The organism is Paraburkholderia unamae (assembly GCF_003268775.1).
GTDB lineage: Bacteria > Pseudomonadota > Gammaproteobacteria > Burkholderiales > Burkholderiaceae > Paraburkholderia > Paraburkholderia unamae.
The window spans coordinates 41,139-61,353 of the sequence record NZ_QLSU01000024.1; the positions used below are offsets into that span (position 1 = coordinate 41,139).

16 protein-coding genes and 2 pseudogenes are annotated in these 20,215 nt (G+C 58.7%); 12 read left to right on the plus strand and 6 right to left on the minus strand.

Annotation, left to right across the window (positions count from 1 at the left end):
* Nucleotides 1-917: 917 nt before the first annotated feature.
* Complete coding sequence (locus tag C7401_RS31115) at nucleotides 918-2,525, minus strand: AMP-binding protein (RefSeq protein ID WP_112175243.1); 1,608 nt, start codon at nucleotides 2,523-2,525, stop codon at nucleotides 918-920.
* A gap of 59 nt (nucleotides 2,526-2,584) precedes the next feature.
* Complete coding sequence (locus C7401_RS31120; RefSeq protein ID WP_258397297.1) at nucleotides 2,585-3,595, minus strand: SMP-30/gluconolactonase/LRE family protein; 1,011 nt, start codon at nucleotides 3,593-3,595, stop codon at nucleotides 2,585-2,587.
* Between the two features lie 390 nt (nucleotides 3,596-3,985).
* Between C7401_RS31120 and C7401_RS31125 the strand changes: the two genes are divergently transcribed.
* The 4 genes and pseudogenes from C7401_RS31125 to C7401_RS31140 form a co-directional block, all read left to right on the plus strand.
* Nucleotides 3,986-5,359 carry an MFS transporter gene (locus tag C7401_RS31125; RefSeq protein ID WP_112175245.1) on the plus strand — a complete coding sequence of 458 codons (1,374 nt, stop codon included), beginning with the start codon at nucleotides 3,986-3,988 and terminating at the stop codon, nucleotides 5,357-5,359.
* 119 nt (nucleotides 5,360-5,478) lie between these two features.
* Nucleotides 5,479-6,591 carry a porin gene (locus tag C7401_RS31130; protein ID WP_181565738.1) on the plus strand — a complete coding sequence of 371 codons (1,113 nt, stop codon included), beginning with the start codon at nucleotides 5,479-5,481 and terminating at the stop codon, nucleotides 6,589-6,591.
* Nucleotides 6,592-6,809: 218 nt separating this feature from the next.
* Nucleotides 6,810-7,646 carry an IclR family transcriptional regulator gene (locus C7401_RS31135; protein WP_181565739.1) on the plus strand — a complete coding sequence of 279 codons (837 nt, stop codon included), beginning with the start codon at nucleotides 6,810-6,812 and terminating at the stop codon, nucleotides 7,644-7,646.
* A gap of 699 nt (nucleotides 7,647-8,345) precedes the next feature.
* Nucleotides 8,346-8,547 (plus strand): annotated as a pseudogene (locus C7401_RS31140) (IS6 family transposase); the annotation flags it as partial.
* A 114-nt stretch (nucleotides 8,548-8,661) separates the two neighbouring features.
* Here C7401_RS31140 and C7401_RS31145 read toward each other — a convergent pair.
* Entirely contained in the window at nucleotides 8,662-9,162 is a 501-nt protein-coding gene (locus C7401_RS31145) for a hypothetical protein (protein ID WP_112175248.1), read from the minus strand.
* A gap of 249 nt (nucleotides 9,163-9,411) precedes the next feature.
* Here C7401_RS31145 and C7401_RS31150 point away from each other — a divergent pair, with 249 nt between their 5' ends.
* Entirely contained in the window at nucleotides 9,412-10,332 is a 921-nt protein-coding gene (locus C7401_RS31150; protein WP_112175249.1) for a LysR family transcriptional regulator, read from the plus strand.
* A 317-nt stretch (nucleotides 10,333-10,649) separates the two neighbouring features.
* Here C7401_RS31150 and C7401_RS31155 read toward each other — a convergent pair.
* The 3 genes and pseudogenes from C7401_RS31155 to C7401_RS31165 all read right to left on the minus strand — a co-directional run bounded on the left by C7401_RS31155 (nucleotide 10,650) and on the right by C7401_RS31165 (nucleotide 13,253).
* Nucleotides 10,650-11,255 (minus strand): annotated as a pseudogene (locus C7401_RS31155) (IS6 family transposase).
* A gap of 145 nt (nucleotides 11,256-11,400) precedes the next feature.
* Nucleotides 11,401-12,021, minus strand: a complete 621-nt coding sequence (locus C7401_RS31160; RefSeq protein ID WP_258397298.1) for a flavin reductase — start codon at nucleotides 12,019-12,021, stop codon at nucleotides 11,401-11,403.
* A 29-nt stretch (nucleotides 12,022-12,050) separates the two neighbouring features.
* A complete protein-coding gene (locus C7401_RS31165) occupies nucleotides 12,051-13,253 on the minus strand; it encodes a porin (RefSeq protein WP_112175250.1) in 1,203 nt (400 codons plus the stop codon).
* 364 nt (nucleotides 13,254-13,617) lie between these two features.
* On the opposite strand from C7401_RS31165, the gene C7401_RS31170 reads away from it, so the two are divergent.
* The 7 genes from C7401_RS31170 (at nucleotide 13,618) to C7401_RS31195 (ending at nucleotide 19,915) form a co-directional block, all read left to right on the plus strand.
* Nucleotides 13,618-14,925, plus strand: coding sequence for an MFS transporter (locus C7401_RS31170; protein ID WP_112175251.1), 1,308 nt, complete (start codon nucleotides 13,618-13,620; stop codon nucleotides 14,923-14,925).
* Nucleotides 14,926-15,055: 130 nt separating this feature from the next.
* Nucleotides 15,056-16,231 (plus strand): acyl-CoA dehydrogenase family protein, encoded by a 1,176-nt coding sequence (locus tag C7401_RS31175; RefSeq protein WP_258397307.1) that lies wholly within the window; start codon nucleotides 15,056-15,058, stop codon nucleotides 16,229-16,231.
* A gap of 46 nt (nucleotides 16,232-16,277) precedes the next feature.
* Nucleotides 16,278-16,916, plus strand: coding sequence for a VOC family protein (locus C7401_RS31180; RefSeq protein WP_112175253.1), 639 nt, complete (start codon nucleotides 16,278-16,280; stop codon nucleotides 16,914-16,916).
* 2 nt (nucleotides 16,917-16,918) lie between these two features.
* Nucleotides 16,919-17,740: a VOC family protein gene (locus C7401_RS31185; RefSeq protein ID WP_181565740.1), complete on the plus strand. Its 822-nt coding sequence runs from the start codon at nucleotides 16,919-16,921 to the stop codon at nucleotides 17,738-17,740.
* Nucleotides 17,741-17,940: 200 nt separating this feature from the next.
* The gene (locus C7401_RS45720; RefSeq protein ID WP_258397299.1) at nucleotides 17,941-18,444 is read left to right on the plus strand and encodes a DUF2817 domain-containing protein; all 504 of its coding nucleotides are present in this window, start codon (nucleotides 17,941-17,943) and stop codon (nucleotides 18,442-18,444) included.
* A complete protein-coding gene (locus C7401_RS45725) occupies nucleotides 18,422-18,883 on the plus strand; it encodes a DUF2817 domain-containing protein (protein WP_258397300.1) in 462 nt (153 codons plus the stop codon). Before C7401_RS45720 ends, C7401_RS45725 begins: the two co-directional genes overlap by 23 nt.
* Nucleotides 18,884-18,997: 114 nt before the next feature.
* Nucleotides 18,998-19,915: a LysR family transcriptional regulator gene (locus tag C7401_RS31195; RefSeq protein ID WP_112175255.1), complete on the plus strand. Its 918-nt coding sequence runs from the start codon at nucleotides 18,998-19,000 to the stop codon at nucleotides 19,913-19,915.
* Nucleotides 19,916-20,215: the final 300 nt, after the last annotated feature.

Below are 20,215 nucleotides of genomic sequence, written 5' to 3' on the forward strand. Positions count from 1 at the left end.
GGCGGACTGACACACGAATAGCGCAAAACTGATTTCGGCGCTTCCGTCCGACTGATCGTGGGCGCGTGGCTGGTAGCGTGAGTCCGCAGGCCACGATTCGTCAAGTATTGTCGCGTGTAAAATTACTTGACGAAATCTGCGCGCGATCGACTGCTTCTACATCCGTCGCATCTTTCATGGGGACCTGATCGAACATGGTGGTCCGCTGCCAGATCCTGCAAACGATCTTGATCATTCCCGGGGCGGGTGTCCTCATGAGGGGCCAGTGCGGCATCTCGTCGACGGGTTTCCGTTCAGCCCGGCCATTTGCTCTTCGGATGTTGAAAAAACTGCTGAAACGGCGTCGGAATTGCTAGTCTGTCAGGGGCCATGAGGTACCGGGGCTGCATGAACGAGTACAAGCATGGCGAAGACCGCGAAATGTAGCCCGGCAACCTGTCTAGCGGGCACGACTCGGATACGTGTCTGGAATGGACTGATGTGGACGCCCGCAAATGGGTCCATGCGCGTCGTCGATATAAAGTGGATCGGCACGTTCAAGTGATCCAGATGTTGCAGGCACTTACCGATACCGGCAGGTCCCTGCATGCCCGGAACAAGACGTATGCGTCGCACATCGACCACGGAGTTTCCGGATTTTTCGAAATCCTCGATTGGTACGGTCACCACTTCTGCAGGAAGCGCTGCGCGCAGGCAGGGCGCTGACAGCGCTTCGCATATCAATGGGGCAGGGACAATGGCACCTTGCATGCCACCGGCGCTGCAGACAACGCCGGGCGGACAGTAACCGTGGTAGCCAGTAACCCGCGTCCGGTGTGGGTACCGGCTGCTTTCGACGTGCCGCTGAGGTCGCAGCCGTGAGCCGCGGTTGCGATCAAGGTAGCCATTGCTATCCATGCCCTGTCAATGGACCGAGCTTAGCGTCGCGAGTTCCGGGTTACCACGTGTTCCTCCTTTTCTCTGTCCCACGCATTGTCATGCGCCATTTTCTTCAGTACCCCGCGTTCGATTTCGCCTTTGGCCAAAGAACGGGGAAACGCATCGATAAACTCGATGTAGCGAGGGATTTTGAATGCTGCAAGCTTTTCTCGACACCATGAAACAAGCTCGGCAGCGATGGGGCGCTCGCCCTGAATGGGTATGATGAAGGCCTTTATATCGTCTTCGCCAATTTCGGCCTGGACACCAACCACTACTACGTCCGCTATCGCTGGATGGTTCCTCAAGACGGCCTCGATCTCATATGCGGAAATATTTTCGCTTCGGCGCCGTATCCAGTGCGCCATACGCCCAGCAAAAAACATATTGCCATCGGCGTCAACACGCGCGAGGTCTCCGGTATGCAGCCACAGATCGCGAAAGGATTCCAGCGTCTTCTGTGGCGCATTGTGGTAGCCAATCATGCACAGATGGGGGTAAAGCGGTCGCAGCAGGAGCTCTCCAACTTCGCCGGTGGGCACTGGAATGCCGTGCTCATCGGCAATGGCAATGTCGTACCAGCCGTGGCATTTTCCGTTGGAACCAGCTGTGTAGTCAGAAAGCCGGTTGGTGGTGATCAATGCTCCCCCACCTTCGGACAAACCATAGACATCAACCATTGGAACGCCGAAACGCTGCTTGAACAACGCCGGAATTTCTGCCGGAATTTGGTTCCACACCCCGATCGCGACTCTTACATCATGTTGGGCGTCTTGCGCGTGTTCGGGCTGCTGGCACAACATGGTCAGCATTGCGCCGATGGGGTCGATCACATTCGCGCGGGTCTCCCTCACTCGCTGCCAGTAGTTCGATGCGCTGAAACGCCGATCGATCACAGTTGTCATGTCGTACATCAACGGGCCGACCAAAGCCATCTGAACCGCGATTGCATGAAATAGGGGCAGAGTCGTAAAGTGTCGTTCATTGGGGCGCACATCAAAGGCCTCGCCGTACCGAATGCCGGCGTAGATGAGCGAAATGGATGACAGGACCACCCCTTTGGGGAGCCCGGTGGTCCCACCGGTGTACAGGATGACGGCGGGGTCTCCTGCGGCGACCACGGGCAGAGGCTGGTCGGCTTCTTCACCCATAAGCAGTTCGGCAAACGAGGCGTAGCCACGCCGCCCGCCATCGATGCAGTACGTCGAAAACTGGTGCCGCAGTTCCGGGTCGAGGCGCTCAATCTTGTCCAAGCCTTCGGTATCGGTCACGAGTATTTTCGCACCCGAATCGCGCAACGTGTGTTCAAGATCAGCGCCGACAAGTCCCGAGTTGAGCGGTGTCCAGATTCCACCCATTCGGGCGACGCCAAACCAGGTGATGATAAGTTCCGTGCAGCTGAATAGCAGGGTCGAAACTCGATCCCCCTTTTTGATGCCCTTTGAAAGGAGACGAAATGCGACTTTTCGTGAAGTGATCTCCAGATCCCGATAGGTCAGGTCGTCTCCGTCTATCACAGCAAATACCTTGTCTCCATGCTTCGCCGCCTTCTCGCGGATCAATTGATCCAGGTTCTGCCATGGGATAGTTCTTCCGTTGATATCCATTTTTTGCCTCCTGTCATAATTTTCAAACACCTACGTCCGGCCGGGAATCCCGACAAACCTCAAGACGCTCGTGACCCGGACGGGTGGTCAATCTGATCGCACTCAGCGACGGGATGCTCTGTCCGGTTGAGCCAGTGCAACGGCAGCCCTGCGCGAGGCCAGTTGACTGACGCCAGCTTTCCGGTTGACGAGAGGGTGATGTACGCTGTACGAAGTCCCGGCCCACCGAAACAGATATTCGTCGCGAACCGGTCGGGCAGTGGGTGTCGTTCGATGACCTCACCTGAAGGTGAAATGACGGTGATTCCGCCATAAGGGATGTCTGCGACACAGACATTGCCTTCAATGTCGATTGCCATCGAGTCAAGGACTGAGTAGCCTCCAAGACCTACAAGCAGGCTGCCCCGCTCCCACGGCACTCCGCCAACGGTTTTCCGTATTTCGCCAGGGCCGGTTACTTCATAGGACCAGACGCGTCCAGTCCACGTTTCGGACACGTACAGCGTGCGATTGTCGGGGGACAGGCCGATTCCGTTTGGCCCGTCCAACGGAAAAATGACCTGCCTGATCATCGAACCGTCCGTGCGAGCGTAATACACCGCACCACGATCACGTTGCCGTGCCGTGACCTTTCCCGTGTCGGTAAACCAGAATCCGCCATGTTCATCAAAAACGATATCGTTCGGACCACGAAGGGAATTATTGCCGCAGTTCCTGTAGAGAACTTCGCGCACGCCTGTTTCAAGATCAACCGCTTCGATCCAGCCGCCTGTGTAATCGGCAGGCGTGAGCCCCGGTAAAGTTGCACCGTCGATTTCGTGGAACATAAAGCCGCCGCTGTTGCAAACATAGCAGCGACCATCCGGCCCAATGGCGGCTCCATTTGGCCCCCCACCCAGATTGGCAACGACGTGCGTTTCTCCGGTTGGCAAAACCCTGGTCAATGTTCCCCGCTCGATTTCGACGACAAGCACGCTCCCGTCCTGCAGTGCAACAGGACCTTCGGGAAAACGCAGCCCAGAGGCAATGATCCGTACTTCAAGCATGGTGGCACCCAGTTCATGTTTCATTAAATGGAACAACGTTTCATATTTATTTTTTTATCTTAGAGCGTTGAAACGGGTGCTGTCAACGCGATCGTCGTGCGTCGACAGGAGTTACGAATGGATGGCGGCGCACCCGGTTTCGCATGCTTTGCTGTCGGCGTCGCGGATTTTGAGGCTCAGCAGCCCCGTCCGGCACAAGCAAGACGGTGATCAGGAAAAGTGTCGGTATGTGTTCGAACGAATCGACCGAGAGGAAGCGATCAGTTCACCGGAGCAACGGGCGGCACACGAACCATGCCTTGATGTGTTCGCTGATTGACAGTGCACCAAACGCGGAATACCATCGTTTCTCGAGTGAAACGGAGTTCCAACATATAAAACGCAAGTTTCATAAGAGGTTACAGGAGACACGACATGATCCAGGACTCATCAAAGGCCTCACTGCCGAACGCCCGGGCGGAGCTTGGCAGGCCAGACGATCCTGCCGCGGCAGGAGAGGGTATCGGAAGGTTTAGACGCAATCTCACCCTGGCTTCGCTTGGTGCGATGCTCGAGTATTACGACTTTGTCGTGTACGTCTACCTGGCGACCAAGATCGGCGCAGCTTTCTTTCCCGCCGGGCTATCAGGTGGTCTTCGTCTAGCCCAAACCTTTGGTATCTATTCGATCGGCTTTGTGATCAGGCCTTTGGCCGGTCTTGTTATCGCCCACTACGCTGATCGATTCGGAAGAAAGCGGTTCTTCATTTTTACGGTGACGCTAATGTCAGCGTCGACTCTTTTGATTGGCCTGTTGCCCACGTACGCTAGCATCGGCTGGTGTGCTCCGCTGTTACTCCTTCTGCTGAGGGTGCTCCAAGGCTGTGCTGTCGGCGGGGAACTTCCTTCTGCGGCGGTGTTTGTATCCGAGCACGCACGTTCGGGGAGACTCGGGTTTGCCGGGGGGGTTCTCCAGTCAATGGCATACGGTGGTTTTCTCCTTGGCACGGCTGCAGCAATGGTTGCAGATTTCATCGCCTCCGTTGTCCCCGATTTCCCGTCTCTTTCGTGGCGTGTCCCTTTCCTGATCGGTGGTGCGTTCGGATTGATGTCAGGATACCTGCGCCAGTCGCTTGAAGAGTCGCCATTATTCGTCGAGATGAGAAGTCGAACGGCGAACATTTGCACGACGCCGACCAGGAGCGTCATTCGCGATCATCAAAAATCGTGTTTGTTCGGATTTTTAGCGATTTTTGCCATGACGATAACAAATGTAATCTATTTTCAATATTGGCCGTCACTGCTTGAAACTCAAATGGGTATTACACATGCCGATTCTCTTGCGGCCAGTTTGTCTTCCGTGGTGGGCATCATGATTTCCCTGCCGGTCTGGGGCTTGCTGTACGACCGGTTCGGTTGGGCGAAAACAATGAGAATCGGGGCGTTGGTTGCAGCGCTGACGAGCGCGTGGCTATTCAGCAACCTCAGGGCGTTGGGGGGTGATCCGCAAGCGTTGATCTGGGCAATCGTCCCAGTTGCAATCGCCAGTGGCGCGGTTGTCGCCCCGATTCCCGGACTGCTTTCATCGATGTTTCCAACGGCGGTACGCCAGACAGGATACGCATTGGCATATAACGTTGGAGTCGCGGCGTTTGGCGGTCCTCTGCCCCTCATCTTGGTCTGGACGACAACGATCTATGGACTCTGCGCACCACTTTTCATGCTGATGCTCTCCTATCTGGCGATGGGTTGCCTGGCATATGCATTGCGCAGTCTCGTGTTTTATCTTGGAAAGGATTCGACAATTTAATCGTCACCATCAACCATTGTAGGTCGACGGGGTCGCGCTGAATAGAGGTAGAAGGGAATCAATTTAAAAAGATCGTGATGTAGCTGTAGTTCATTAAAAAAAGTATGAAGGAGACGGAAATGGTAAGCAAATTAGCATTGCTAATAATCGGTTTATGGTCTGGCATTGCAAATGCGCAATATGTGAACTCTGGCATTACGCTTTTTGGGCGGCTGGATACCGGGCTTGTGAACCAGACGAACAGATCACCAGGTGGAACGGTTCAGGCCATGAACTCCAGTGTTTGGCTCCCATCGCTTTGGGGTATCAGTGGTCGTGAGGACCTGGGTGGAGGGTGGTCTACGATTTTCAATATGGCATCCACGATCGTCGTGAATTCGGGCTCACAAGCCAGTCAGCAAAAGCTCTTCGATCGCAATGCGTTTGTCGGAGTGACGAGCAACACGTGGGGTAGTCTAACGTTCGGCCGACAGGTCAATACGCTCGCAGACACGTTCTACGTCGTGGATCCATTGAGCGCGCGAGCCGCTGCCACAAATATGAATGTCCGGTTTGGCTATCTCGGAGGGCCCGGAACTGTCATCCAGAATAATTTCGGCCCAAATCCAGGTGTATCCGGAGCGAGTCTGGACCGTGTGGATAACGCAGCCAAATATGTCTTTAAAGCCGGGAACGGCCTGAGTGGTGGTGCCTTGTACGCGTTTGGTGGGGCGCCAGGAAACTTCTCTGCAAACAGCGCATATGGTTTCTTGCTTGGTTACGATGGTGCCGCACTTTCCGTTCGCGGTTCATACATGCAGTACAAGGATGCGACCGGCATTCCGTTCCGGGCAGTCGCCGGAGGCCTCTCATACAAGATCGGCACGCTCACACTCAAGGCCAGTTACACAGAGAACAGGATCGAAAGCGGCCTCTCGACCCCTGCACAGCCATACCGGAACATGAAAACCCAGGTGTATGCAGCAGGCGCAGACTGGTTTGTGACCCCGACGAGCGAACTGGTTGTGGCCTATTATCATGGCAAGCGCACACAGGACGGCTTGCCTGACCAGGTTGCCGACAAGTTTTATCTTGTGCCGACGTACTTGCTATCAAAACGTACATCAGTTCAGCTCGTTTCAATCTATGAGCGGTTTAACGCCTGGGGATCTGCGCTCGACACAGGGACTCCATTGGCGACCGGGGCAAGGTCTTCGGTTTATTTGGGGCTTGGAATTACGCACGACTTCTAAGCTGGCCGAGCTTTTCCAGGGGGCTCGAATCTACGCTATGTGAGCCGCGCTTTGCCGCGGCAGGGTCCCTCCTTTTTGTGCCGCAACATCTGGATGGCATACAGACTGTGTTGTGGCATACTACTCAGTTGCTATCGCAGCAGCAATTTCCATAGAGTAAATTCGAAAACGGGGCGCCCAGAAGGCCCATGTGGGCCGGCCCCGGGAGTCAGAGAGACATGCCAAGATCGTCAAAATCCGAACCAGTCGCCGGAAAGGCACACGCAGATGATGGGGGCTCTGACCTGGCTGAAACGCGCGCCGCTGCGACCTTGGTGCGTGGAATCCGAGTACTTGAGGCGTTTCGTTCGTCTGATAATGGCCCACTGGCAAACAAGGAAGTCGCCGAACGCACGGGTTTGCCGAAGGCGACGGTTTCCCGTCTGATTCACGCGCTTGCCGACATGGGTTACGTCGCTATCGATCCGAAGTCGGGCGGATACTTTCTTGCGCCTGGCGTACTTTCGTTTGCGCATATTTTTTTGTCTCGGCTTGATATTCGCTTGCAGATACGCCCGCTGATGCAGAGACTTTCGGCGCCCCCCGGTACTACCCTGCTTCTTGCCATGCGAGACCGCTTCCAAATGACCACTGTCGAGGCCATGGAAAATGACCCGGGTTTTCAACTGCGCGCCTGGGTGGGCGCAAGCGTACCGATTGCGCAGACAGCGTCTGGTCATGCATACCTCGCAGGATTGTTGCCTGCAGCCAGAACACTCTTGCTGGAGAAAATGAGCACCCAACATACGGACGGCTGGCGTTCAATCAGCAAAAGTATTGACCGGTCGTTGCGCTCGGTTGCCGCGAACGGTTACTGCTTTGAACAAGCCGAATGGAAGCCACACTTAAGTGAGGTTGCTGTACCGGTGGCGCTCGACCTGAACCGGGACAACGTCTTGAGCTTCGTATGCGGGGGGCCCCCGAAGCTTCTTCCAGAGAAGAAGCTTGAGCAGATGGGGATTGAAATGGTGGATTGTGCCCGGGAGCTCGAACGCTTCTTTAAGCGAGAGTTGTGAGCGCATATGGGCGACCTGGCTGAGCACTAACATTGCCGTGGCCAGGCCCCGATCGCGCAACTGGAGGTCGATCCAGAATGCGGCAAATCGATGAAGCGCCTGGGGCCTTGTCGGCTATGCCTGTTGAGTCCTCGTGTGTCGGGTTCCCTTTTGTGGCCAACGGTTAGACGCCAGATTGTTCATCTGTCCGGTTGCCCGGTTGCGGTGTGTGGGCGCCGCGGTTCCGGGGCGCGGCCCCATATACCCGGATCGTGCGATTGCTCTGGGGCCAGAATTATCCACCGGACTCTCGCGAGCTTGTTGGCGACAACCACCGGTTGATGTGGCAACTGGCTCCGTCAGGCCGCGTGATGACGTTCTTCACAGATTCACGCCGACACGTGTCATGTTGTCCATGACTTTCTCTTCCCTGATAGCTAGCCCAGTACCCACTGTCCTGGCATATCGCCACGCCGGGAGGTCGGGAACGTCCTTTCCAGTACGGATTTGGTGCGGCGCGAAGGCGCGGCGCGTGAAATGAGCACGCGTTCGGCCTTCCGGATGCTGGCCGGTGTGGTGCACGCACTCCGGAGCGGTCCTGATGGCCGTGGTCGGCGTGATGAGCCAAGGCGTAGGCGATGCTGCGGGTCATGCACGTGGTCAACTGCTTTCCCGATTGGTGAGTACGGGTTGCGCGGGATGTATCACGGGCCTTGTCAGGTTGAAGGTGGCCCGGCGCCGCGCAAGATTGTCACCGACGAGCTGCGCCGCTATCCGGCAGCAAAGGCCGATGCGCCGGCGTGAGCGCCAGATGCACGGTTTCCGTGACCCGCGGCGCACACAGCACTTTCTGTCTTGCTTCGGCCCGCTCCGTCAGCACTTCGCGTTGCCCCGGCACACGATGAGAGCAGGTGATCATCGCGCATAACTGCGGGCACGCCTGGCCAGCCGGTTCCGGTTGACCGTCACTGAGCCGGCTGAAATCTCACCCTTATCGAAAGGAGTCCTACCAATACTATGTCTGTGCATACTCGCGTCAGTAAATTGACAATTCCTTCGTCTCTTGTATCCATCGCGACCGAATATACTGAATATTGCTACCTGCGCCGCAATACGGATCGTCGGGCTCGCACCGGAGCGAGCAGCGGGGAAGGGTAGTATGGTCGGGAAACTGGTCGGCGATCGAAATAGGTAGTGGTTCTTGCGCGCCTTTCAGCCCGCGAGGCGCAGGCCTGCCGTTCGCCTGCACGGCCGCTTGCCCGGCATCCCAGTCGACATGACCCGTTTCGAAAGGGGGCGGCTCGCGGATCCAGTGCCCGGTCTCGTCGAACCGTTCGAATTCGGGCACAACGCGCCAGCGTTGAAAAGCCTCGGACCAATCATGCCATTGGAGGTGGAACGGATCAAACTCTTCCTCGATCAACGTTTCATTGTCACCAAGCAGAAAGGCGCAAACAATGTTGCGACCGTTTCCCCATGCGATGACGTGTTGCAACAGCCGAGCGGCAGTTCCGCACGGCTGGTCGCGCAGGAGCATGCTGGCATCCGCGCAAAACTCCCCGTAATCGCACCCATCTTGTTCTCTGCGTCAGCGAGGTCGAGATTTCAGTCTACACCGGCTGTGCCGCCTCATCCCGGACGTTGCACTGGCCTGGCGACGGTGTAAGAGAGCTGCACCCATATTGGGATATTCTGAAAGCGGCCTCTTGGATCAGGCACTCAGCACATCATTTGCAAAGCTGAATTTGATAGTAGCCCATAGGCTCCACCATGATACGCTCGTCGAATGAATCTGCGCCAAATTGACCTGAATCGGCTTGTTGCTCTGCGTGAAGTGCTACTGGAGCGGCATGTGACGCGGGCAGCTGAGAAATTGGGAATTACACAGCCAGCCATGAGCGCATCGCTGGCGAGAATGCGGGAAGTATTTCAGGATCCTTTACTTGTCCGGACCGGGGGCGGTTTAAGCCTGACTCGGCGTGCAGAAATGGTGCTCGAAAATCTAGACCGGGTGTTCCTTCAAATAGACAATCTTTTGTCGACACCGGGCCACTTCGATCCGGCGGAAAGCCACCGTGCTTTCACCATCATCGGGACGGATTTTGTGGAGCAGATCCTGTTGCCGGAGGTGATCACGCCTTTGGCAATCGTCGCCCCAAACGCAACGATCGTCTCGAGGCCTCCATTGCAGAGATTCGACGCACTGATGGGCGAGGGCGAAATTGATTTGGCAATTGGCTGCATCCCTAGCGCTGCACCCAGCTTATATACGCGGTTGTTGTTGACAGAGCGGTACATGTGTATCTCGCGGGATGGACACAGTGGGGTGCGGGGCGATTTCCTTTCTCTGGACGAGTATATAACGTTGCCGCACGCGCAGGTCTTCCCGTTCGACAAGGATATGTATTCGAGTCCGATAGAACAGGCACTGCAGGCGAAAGGCTTAAGGAGAAGTGTAGCGCTGCGGCAGTCCAGCTTCGTGCCGCTGCTTTCTGTTGTTGCAAACTCCAATCTCATTGCTACTGTTCCCGAACGGCTGGCGCGCTTCGGCGAACGGATCTTGCCTTTGAGGGTTCATAGACCGCCTCTGGACATCGCTCCGATCCCCATTTCCCTCTATTGGCATGCGCGGACCCATGACGATGAAGGGCACAAGTGGTTTCGGGACTTTTTGGTTACACACTACCGCTCAAAAGAGTCAAGGTGACTGTCTGCAGTTCGCGCGAGGCACGTAGGCATCCTCGAAAAGCATTCCCGCCCGCGACCGGATAAGACTGCGAATGCTGGTTTGTCGTTCACATTCATTTTCGGTGGTCCGGTGTACGCGCGTTGCTCGAACTCGACGGGCTTGCCGGCCTGCATGGCTGGCAGACATGTTCGTCGTCGAAGGAGGGTTCAACAGCGTGATCGGCCAGATTGGCCTGTGGTATCTGTTCACCGCCCGGCAGGTGCCACGTCGCTTACGCACGCGCAGCGGAACGCGCTCGGTGAGGAACTCGTGCGCGAGGCTCGCAATCGCGCATTTCAGCCGGAACGTACCCCGTTGCAGTTGCTGGTCGACCCGAAAGTGCTGTAACCGGCTGGCCAGGCGTGCCCGCAGTGAGGCGCGATGATCACCTGCTCTCTCGTGTGCCGGGGCAACGCGAAGTGCCGACGGAGCGTGCCGAAGCAAGACAGAAAGTACTGTGTGCGCTGCGGATCACGGAAACCCTGCATCTGGCTCTCACGCCGGCGCATCGGCCTTTGCCGCCGGATAGCGGCGCAGCTCGTCAGTGACAATCTTGCGCGGCGCCGGGTACGGGCGCAGCACCTTTGTTAGGAAGCGCTTTGCAGCGGACTTGCCGCGGTGCTTTTGCAGCAGCATATCTAGTTCGACACCGTGCTCATCCACCGCGCGCCACAAGACATAGGCTCACCGCGCAGTTTCACGAACAGCTCATCAAGATGCCACCTCGTGCCCGTGCGCGGCCGCACCGCTTTCACCCGGCAGGCGAACATCGTGCGGAACCGATCACACCAGTTGCGCACCGACTCGTACGTAACAGTCACGCCGCGCTCGAGCAGCAATTCCTCGATGTCGCGCAGGCTCACGTTCAAGCGGTGGTACCAGCGCGCCGCACCGCTGAGGATCGCAGCCGGAAAACGGAAGCCGTGATACGGCGAGGGGTTCTTCTTCCTTCCGCCATTCTACCCAGCGCCACCTTCAACCTGACAAGGCCGTAGTGAGCGCTGCGCTCGCGACGTTGGCGTGTTCGATATCTCCCAACGAGCGTACTTATGACGAACTCGTGTCAGTTTGGCAGGCCGCCAAGGTATGATATCCCCGAGCAAAGTAAATCAGCGCGGAGCCGCCCTCGTGGGTAATCACGGTATTCACCTCGCATAACAGCACCACATGCGTGCCGCACGAGGTCATCGAAGTGATACGGCAGTCGAACGACGCCAGCGCACCGTCGAGCCGCGGACAGCCGCCGTCGCCGACTCCCCACGCCCCCGAACTGAACCGCTGCGTGAGCGGCGTGCCGCCGCCGAATAGCCGGCACAGATCGGCATGGCTGTCGTCGAGCACGTTTACGCACAGAGTGCGATTGCCATTCACAGCGGCGAAGGCGGACGAGTTCCGATTCAGACAGACCAGCAGTGTCGGCGGAGTATCGGTCACGCTGCATATCGCAGTGGCGGCAAAGCCGGCGCGACCGGCTAGCCCATCGGTGGTCACGATGTTGACGCCGGCAGCCAGACGCGACATCGCGTTACGAAACGACTGTCGACGGGTGATCGAATCGATCTCGAACGAGGCGGGTTGAACAGCTAAACGAAGGGTATCTAAGTTCGCGGAGTTTTTTTGCATAACTAAAATATTAATAAAAATCGAGGCGGCCAATATTTTGTACACAGCATCGTTTGGCTGGTGTGCCCAGCGCCCTAGAACAGATGACGAATGCCCATGCGTGCCAGGAACTGCGAGGTCGAACCCGACGAGAAGCCCGTGGCCGAATCGCCGATTGACGCGGTCGCGGTGACGATGTTGCCGTAGGCGTCGAGCGTTTTGCCGCCTGACGCTTGATAGGATGCGGCCGCATACAGCATCGTACGTTTCGACAGGTTGTAGTTGCTGCTGACGGTGAACGCCTCATAGTACGGACGCGACGCGATGCCGTCGATCGAGGTGCCGCGCGTGTAGTTCCATCCTAGCCCTAAGCCGAGTTCCGGGGTGATCTGATAAAAGGCGCTGGCACCGACCGAGTTATAGGTTAGCGTGCGTTTGAACAGCGACACCCCAGATGGCGTGTAATTGACATAGCCGTAATTCAAGCCGAGCAACAATGCGTTCAAACGGTAGACACCGGCGATGTCGACCAATTGAACGCGCTTCGCACCGGCGAACCCGTAGGTGACTGAACTGGCGAAGTTGCCCGCGGTGGTACCGTTCCAGGTGTTGGAGGGTGAATCGGAATTGTCTGAACGCAGGTATCCGATCCCGACGCCGACCGTACCGTTGTCATACTGAAGCGCTGCGCTCAACGTACCCTGCTGGCTCAGCGAACCCGCCACGCCTCCGAGTGCGTATAGCACCTCGCCGGTGACCCCGCCGAACGTCGGCGTGCGGTATTTGATTGCGTTGTTCACCCGCGCGTAGCCATCGTATTCGCTGATGTCGCCCGCGTAGTCCGACACGTAGCTGCCGAAATAGAAGCAGGGGCCGTACGGCACCACCAGGTCGAACATAGCGTCGTATTGACGACCGAGCGATACCGTTCCGTAGCGCGCATTGGACAGTCCGACGAAAGCCTGCCGATTGAATTCGCTACCACTCGCGGCGAACGCGCCGGTATTGATGCTGAAGCCATTTTCGAGCTGGAAAAAGGCCTTGTTTCCGCCGCCCAGGTCTTCGCTGCCTTTCAGACCCCAGCGATTCGCCTGGTAGCCATTGCCGCTCTGGCTCAGCAGCGACCTGTTCGTGAGGGTCGCCGGGTGGCCTGCGCTGGCCGGAGTCTGCGCGACACCGACATGATTGATGTAGTTAAGGTCGGCATCGACGATGCCGTATAGCGTGATGCTCTGCTGCGCATGAGCGACGACGCTGACGCTACTCAGCGCGGCGAGGGTGGCAAGGGTCTTTTTCATTGGTCTCCGCTAGCGAGTGAGGGATCAAAACGCCAGTTCGTACACACCGTCGTTGCGGTGTCGCGCCAGTCGTTCAGAAGCACGATAGTGCGAGCCTGTGCCCTCTCGCCATCACGTAAAAAATATACGACGCATAAATCGCGTGTATGGCGTCGCGGTACCCGCGCAATTGGGGTTACCCGTCATACGCGAGGAGTCGCGCATGTACTGGCCCGTTCCTGCCATCAATACGGTTTATGAGCATCATCTTTTGGCGCGTATGGCGCCGATCGGTCGGGCGAGACTATCGTTCAGACCATGCTTGAGTCGGACCCGGCGTAGTCGGTCTCGGCCGAAACGATATTTGCAAATTGGAGGCAGGTGAATGAATTTGCTGGAAAGCACAACAATTAGGAAAGCGACCATCCGCTTAGTGCCGTTCTTGATCGTATGCTATTTTTTTGCCTACATCGATCGTGTCAACGTCGGCTTTGCCGCGTTGACGATGAATCACACCCTCGGCCTGGATGCTGCGGCGTTCGGCTTTGGCGCGGGCGTCTTCTTCCTCACGTATTTCATCTTCGAGGTGCCGTCGAATCTGCTGCTGGAGCGCGTCGGAGCGCGCAAATGGATCGCTCGGATCATGTTCAGCTGGGGCGTGTTGTCCATCGCAATGGCGGCAATTCCGTCGATCGCAGCGGCCACGCATCTGGCGGCCACTGAGGTGTTTTACGTGCTGCGTATGTTGCTCGGCGCGGCCGAGGCCGGCTTCTTTCCGGGCATTCTCTATTACCTGATGCTGTGGTTTCCCGCGAACTACCGAGCCAGGGTCATCGGCTACTTCATGGCGGCAGTGCCGTTTTCGTCAGTGCTTGGCGCCCCCGCGTCCGGACTGCTGATGAAACATCTGGATGGGGTTGCCGGACTGGCGAGTTGGCAGTGGCTTTTCGTCATCGAAGGGGGCCCAACGCTCGTACTCGCCTTTCTCGTGCTGCAATATCTGGCGGACCGGCCGGCGGATGCGCGCTGGCTTTCCCCGGCCGAGCGCGACTGGCTGACTGAGCGTATGGCAACGGAACGTCGTTTGCGCGTTGCACTCAAGAACTACGGCGTGCGGGAAGCGTTGCTCGACACGCGGGTCTTGTTGTTGTCCTGTGTGTGCTTTGGCATGGCGGCGGCGATCTCTGGCATGGCGATCTTCATGCCGCAGATCGTCCGTGACTTCAATTTGAGCCTGACTGCGGTGGGTTTCGTCACCGCAGTCCCGTATCTTCTCGGCACCATTGGCTCGATCTGGTGGGGACGACGCTCCGACCGATTGCGTGAACGCAAGGAACACGTCGGCCTCGGCATTCTGATCGCCGGTGTGTCGCTGGCCGCATCGACCTTTCTCGATGATCCGGTCGCCAAGATGATTGCGCTGTCGGTGACGAGCTTTGGCGTGTTTGCCGCACTGCCGGTGTTCTGGACCTTGCCCGCGGCGTTTCTGTCCGGCGCCGCAGCCGCTGGCGGCTTCGCCATTATTAGTGCGCTCGGCAACCTCGGTGGTTTTGTCGGGCCCTATATGATGGGTAGCATCAAGCATTCGACCGGTAGTTTCACCGGTGCGTTGCTGGCAATCTCGGCGCTGGTCGTGGTCGCCGCGCTGATCGTGCTGACCTTGCCACACCGCGAAGAGGCAGCGCCAGAGTAAAAAGCGTGACGCGCGCCGATATGCTTGAGGGGTATCAGGTGATTGCTGGGTGTGCGTTGTGCAATGATGCGCCGATATTAAACTCCCTACCGCGCATCATCTATTGATAGGAGAACTGAGATTGGAAGCTGTGCTACCCCGAACCTTTGCGCAGAACGCGACCGAGCGAGCTCGCGATCTGGGGCCGCTGATCGATGCGCTGGCCGACGAAATCGAGCGGCTTCAGGATTTTCCGAACGCGCTGCTCGAACGGATCCACGCCACGGGAATCGCGCGTATCCTGCTGCCGCGCTCGATCGGCGGTGAGGAAGCGACGCCTTGGACCTATGTCGAGGTCATCGAAGAACTGAGTCGACACGATGGCGCAGTCGGTTGGAACATGTATGTCGCCAACAGTCACACGTTGATCGTTCCGTACATTCCACATGAAGCTGCCGCGGAGATTTTTGGCGATCCGCGCTCGATCGTCGCATCGGGTCCACCCCATCAGTTCAAGGCGCTTGCCGTGCCGGGCGGTTACCGGATCAATGGAGGGGCCAATTTCTGCAGTGGCAGCCGTCAAGCCGACTGGCTCGCCGCGCATTGCCAGGTGGTCGAGCCGGACGGCGCGCTGCGTCTGAATCGCTTCGGCCGTCCGACGGTGCGTTCGCTGTTGTTCCGCAAGTCTCATACCGAGCCGGTGCACAACTGGCACACGCTCGGGATGCGCGGTACTGCCTCCGAGGGCTATCGGGTCGACAATCTGTTCATTCCAGAAGCGTTTAGCGGCACTTTCGGCGAGGACCCGTCGCTGCGGCAAGAGCCCGGCCCCCTTTATGCATTCACCACACAGGGGCTGCACGCCGTCGGCGTGGCCGCGGTCGCGCTGGGACTGGCGCGCGGACTGCTCGACGCATTCGCCGATCTCGCGACCCATAAGACGCCGCGAGGTCTCAAGCGACTCGCCGATGATCCTGTCGTCCAAGGCGAATATGCGCGCCTCGAGGCCCGGCTCGGAGCGGCGCGCACATGGTTGATTGACGTCCTGAAGACGGTCTGGCACCGCGCGGACGAGATTCGGCCGATCGCGCTCGACGACCGGTTGAGCGTGCGCCTGGCGGCGACCCACGCGATCCAGACCGCGGTGGAAGTGGCCGACGCCGCATATCGGGGCGCCGGCACTACGGCGATCTTCGTCGGTAGCGCGTTCGAGCGGCGCTTCCGCGATATCCATACGCTATCGCAGCAATTGCAGTCGCGCACAGCCCATTTTGAAGCGGTCGGGCAGGCCATGCTTAACGGCGATCCCGACGAGCTGTTTCTGTAAGCGTCGCGGTCAGATCAACTCGATCAATCAAATTAAGGACTTTCCAATGACAACAATGTTACTCGATCACATTGCCTGGGGCGCGCCCGATCTGGATGCGGCGTGCGCGTCGTTCGAGACCCTCACCGGTATTGCACCGGTGACCGGCGGCAGCCATGCGGGCTTTGGGACGCGAAACCGCTTGTCTGGCCTTAGTCCGAGCAGCTTTTTTGAAATCGTTGCGCCGGATCCGGCTCAACCCGAATCCCGCGGCGGGCTGGCTGCAGCGATCGCCGCATTGGCACAGCCGACCATTCTCAGCTACATGGTGCAAACGCTCGATCTCGAAGCAGCGTGTGCGGCAGCCGAGCAAGCTGGTCTCAGCGTCATCGAGCGGCGTCCGATGTCACGCACGCGACCGGACGGCGTACGGCTGGCATGGACTATAGCGAAGTTCAGTCACGCTGAATTCGGTGCGGCGATTCCGTTCGCAATCGATTGGCAAGGCTCGCCGCATCCAGCGGCCACGACGCCGGGCGGGGCGACGCTGAAGCAGTTTGCCGTGCAGCATCCAAAGGCGCGCGCAGTGGCGCGGATCTATGACGCCATCGGCATCGAGATCGACGTGCAGGGGGCCGTCGCTGCGGGTTTTGTCGCCGTGCTCGACACTCCGCGGGGCGAGGTCTGCTTCACTTCGCAACGATGATCGTGACTGCCAGCACCGTCGATCACGCTGTCATCAACGTGCGCAATGGTCTCGACCAAGCCCGGCACCTGTACCGGCGCCTCGGCTTCGATCTGACGCATCGCGGCCACCATTCGGTTGGTACCAGCAATTATCTGGCGATTTTCGGTCGCACTTATTTGGAACTGCTTGGCTTCGTCGGCGATAACGCGTGCCCGCCGTCCGATCTGGTCGACGCGCCAGTCGGATTGCGTGCGCTGGCATTGGGCGGCGGCGAGCCGGACAAGGTGGCGGCGCGCTGGTCAACGCTGGGCCTGCTCGATGGCCCCCCAGCCGATTTAGATCGGCCGGTTGCCCACGCGGCTGGGATCGCGAGTGCGCGCTTCCGGATCTTCCGGTTGCGGGCCGACTGGATTGCCAACGCGCGGCTGTTCTATTGCCATCATTACACGCCGGAGCTCGTCTGGCGCGACGAGTGGCGGCATCATGCGAACGGCGTCACCGAGCTGATCGGCGTGGATATCAGTAGCGAGAACCCGCGCAATGCCGCTTCGCTCTACGGCCAGGCGTTCGGCATGAGCCAGTCGGGCATCGATACCACTCACATCGACGCCGGTCCGACCCGCCTGTCGTTCATCCCGGCACGGCTAGTGCGCCGGCGATACGGTTACGGCGGCGCCAACGCACTCGAGCAAATGGTCGCATTACGTTTCGCCACGCGATCGTTGTTTGCGACGCGCGAAGTCCTGACGTGCAGCCACATTCCGTTTTGCACGCTGAACGAACGCTCGGTGATGGTCGAGGCTCGACATGCGATGGGTGTCGCACTAGTCTTCGTTGCCTGAATTCGGGGGTGATCCAGTTTGACCAATGATTACTTCGTGGACGCGAATATGAACTCGAACCGCGCGCCTCGCGCTGACGCCCCGGCACCCGGCCTTTATGGTCTGGCCGGTGACGCACACAGTTACTGGGACTGCTTCACCGAGGACTACGCGTCCGCGAGGACCGGTGCACTACGGGAGCGCGAGCCGTTAACGCGCGCGTGACCCGCCATGCGCATGCGCGTGCGAGCGGCCGGCATGGCGCGTTCCTCAGCATCGACGTCGCCCAACTCGGGGCGCCAACCGCACGACGCGTGCTGGTTGCCATCAGCGATACGCACGGCCTCGAGGGCCCAGCCGGTTCGGCGTTGCAAGTCGGATGGCTACTGTTGTCGTCGGCGCGCAAGCTTCTGGACGACGTCGGCATGTTGATGATTCACGCACTGAATCCATACGGCTTCGCACATAAGACTCGCACGAACGAAGTTGATCTCGATCGCAACTTCATCGCGTTCGATCTTGTACTTCCCTTGAACGAGCACGACAGCGCGCTGGATCAGTGGCTGATCCCGTCAAAGTGGGATCGCGCGAGCCTGGCTGCGGGTGTTTCGGCGATCACGCGCATCCGAGATCGTCACGGCGACGATGTGCTGTTCGATACCCTCGCACATGGGCAGTACACGCATTCGCAGGGGATGATGTTTGGCAGCACGCAGCGCGAGTAGTCGAACCCGACGCTGGAGGGCAGCGTGGAGTGTCATCTGGGCGCTGCCGAATGCATCGGACTGGTCGACTGGCATACCGGCAGGCGAGTACGGTGCGCCGTTTTTCCTGTGCGTCAATAACGACGATTCCCCGGAGCGCGAAATGTCGTGCGCGTGGTGGGGAAGCGAACGAGTCAAGGGCCAGCGGCCGCTTGGCTTGGCGCGACCGCAGTACCACGGGCTGGTATTCGCCGGGCTGAGACAATTCCTCGTCGGCCGCCCGTTGATCGGCGCGGTGATCGAACTCGGCACGCGGGGCCGTGACGTCGCCATGGCGCTAACAGTCGATTCGTGGATGCGTTTCTGGCGGCCATACGCGCGTCGGCAGGATCCGGTCCGCGATCGCATCCTGCGCCGATATGATCGACACGTTAGTGCTGGTATCGCGGATCTGGCGTGAATCGGTCCTCGCGCATGGCCTGGAAATCACGCGTCAGGCGGTCGCCGGACTGGCGTCCACGCGGCTTCCGTTCGCGTAAATTGGTTGAGTGGGCACCTGTGTTAGCCTTGTGGGATGAAGCTGCGTGAGGTCGATCTCAATCTTCTTGTGACACTGCGCGAGTTGCTCTCGGAGCGGCACGTCACGCGCGCGGCCGAGAAGCTTGGCGTTACGCAACCCGCTATGAGCGCCGCGCTAGCGCGCATGCGCGTGCTTTTCAACGATCCGCTGCTGGTCCGCACCTCGCGCGGGATGAGTCTGACCGCGAAGGCTGAGCAACTGCTTGGTCAACTCGATCGCACTCTGCTCGACATCGAAAACATGCTGGAGAGGTCATCTCTCGACTTTAATCCGGCCACCAGTCGTCGCACTTTCACGATCATCGGCACTGACTTTGTCGAGCAGTTCTTGCTGCCAAGGTTGTCGCTCGAGCTCGCGCGCCAGGCGCCCGGCGTGCGCATCGTCTTCAAGCCGCCTATCGCGAGGATGGAGAGCTGGATGAGCGATGGTGACATCGATCTGGCGATCGGTTTCATCCCGAGCGCGGCGCAGAACCTGCGCACGCGCGTGATGATCGAGGACCGCTACGTATCTATCGCCCGTGCCGATCATCCCCGCCTGCGCGATGGTGGCTTGACGCTTGATGCTTTCGCGGAACTGCCGCATGTGCAGGTGCTGCCGTTCGGCGCCAACATGTACTCGACGCCGATCGATCTGGCGTTACACGAGCAAGGCCGGGTCCGCGAGGTCGAGTTGCGCATGCCGAGCTTCGTGCCGCTGCTGTCTGTGGTTGCGGCGACCGACATGATCTCGACCGTGCCCGCGCGTCTCGCTCGCTTCGGCGCAGTGATTTTACCGCTGGCCGTGTTCGAGCCGCCGGTCGCTTTGCCGAAAATCGTCCTGTCGCTCTATTGGCACGTACGGAGCCACGCCGACGACGGCCACAAATGGTTGCGCGAGTTCCTGATTCGTTTGTCGCGCGATCTGGTTTAGCCGCGCCCAATTGCCGTCGGTCGCCATCGGCCACCGTGGCATTGCCAAGTTGAAGGTGGCGCTGGGCACGAATGCGGTTCAGCACCAGATTGCAGAAGTCGGCCTCGTGCGTTGCGCACCAGGATCTCGATATGCGCCGAATAAAGTTAGGTACGCGTACATGCGAGCCGATCCCGTCTTCAAACTGCTGGTTCATCTGGCTTCGGCATCCGTATTTGTTTACGCCGACCGGAAATTGAGCCACTTGTAGGGATCGCGCCGACTGAAAATTGAGCCGGGCAATCGACCTATCCTGCTAGT

What these genes read in the sequence shown, in the direction of transcription:
- C7401_RS31135 (WP_181565739.1), top strand. Translation starts at nt 6,810, where the DNA reads ATGCCAAGATCGTCAAAATCCGAACCAGTCGCCGGAAAGGCACACGCA.
- C7401_RS31180 (WP_112175253.1), top strand. Translation starts at nt 16,278, where the DNA reads ATGACAACAATGTTACTCGATCACATTGCCTGGGGCGCGCCCGATCTG.
- C7401_RS31145 (WP_112175248.1), bottom strand. Translation starts at nt 9,162, where the DNA reads ATGCTCCTGCGCGACCAGCCGTGCGGAACTGCCGCTCGGCTGTTGCAA.
- C7401_RS31165 (WP_112175250.1), bottom strand. Translation starts at nt 13,253, where the DNA reads ATGAAAAAGACCCTTGCCACCCTCGCCGCGCTGAGTAGCGTCAGCGTC.
- C7401_RS31120 (WP_258397297.1), bottom strand. Translation starts at nt 3,595, where the DNA reads ATGAAACATGAACTGGGTGCCACCATGCTTGAAGTACGGATCATTGCC.
- C7401_RS31195 (WP_112175255.1), top strand. Translation starts at nt 18,998, where the DNA reads ATGAAGCTGCGTGAGGTCGATCTCAATCTTCTTGTGACACTGCGCGAG.
- C7401_RS31115 (WP_112175243.1), bottom strand. Translation starts at nt 2,525, where the DNA reads ATGGATATCAACGGAAGAACTATCCCATGGCAGAACCTGGATCAATTG.
- C7401_RS31150 (WP_112175249.1), top strand. Translation starts at nt 9,412, where the DNA reads ATGAATCTGCGCCAAATTGACCTGAATCGGCTTGTTGCTCTGCGTGAA.
- C7401_RS31170 (WP_112175251.1), top strand. Translation starts at nt 13,618, where the DNA reads ATGAATTTGCTGGAAAGCACAACAATTAGGAAAGCGACCATCCGCTTA.
- C7401_RS31125 (WP_112175245.1), top strand. Translation starts at nt 3,986, where the DNA reads ATGATCCAGGACTCATCAAAGGCCTCACTGCCGAACGCCCGGGCGGAG.
- C7401_RS31130 (WP_181565738.1), top strand. Translation starts at nt 5,479, where the DNA reads ATGGTAAGCAAATTAGCATTGCTAATAATCGGTTTATGGTCTGGCATT.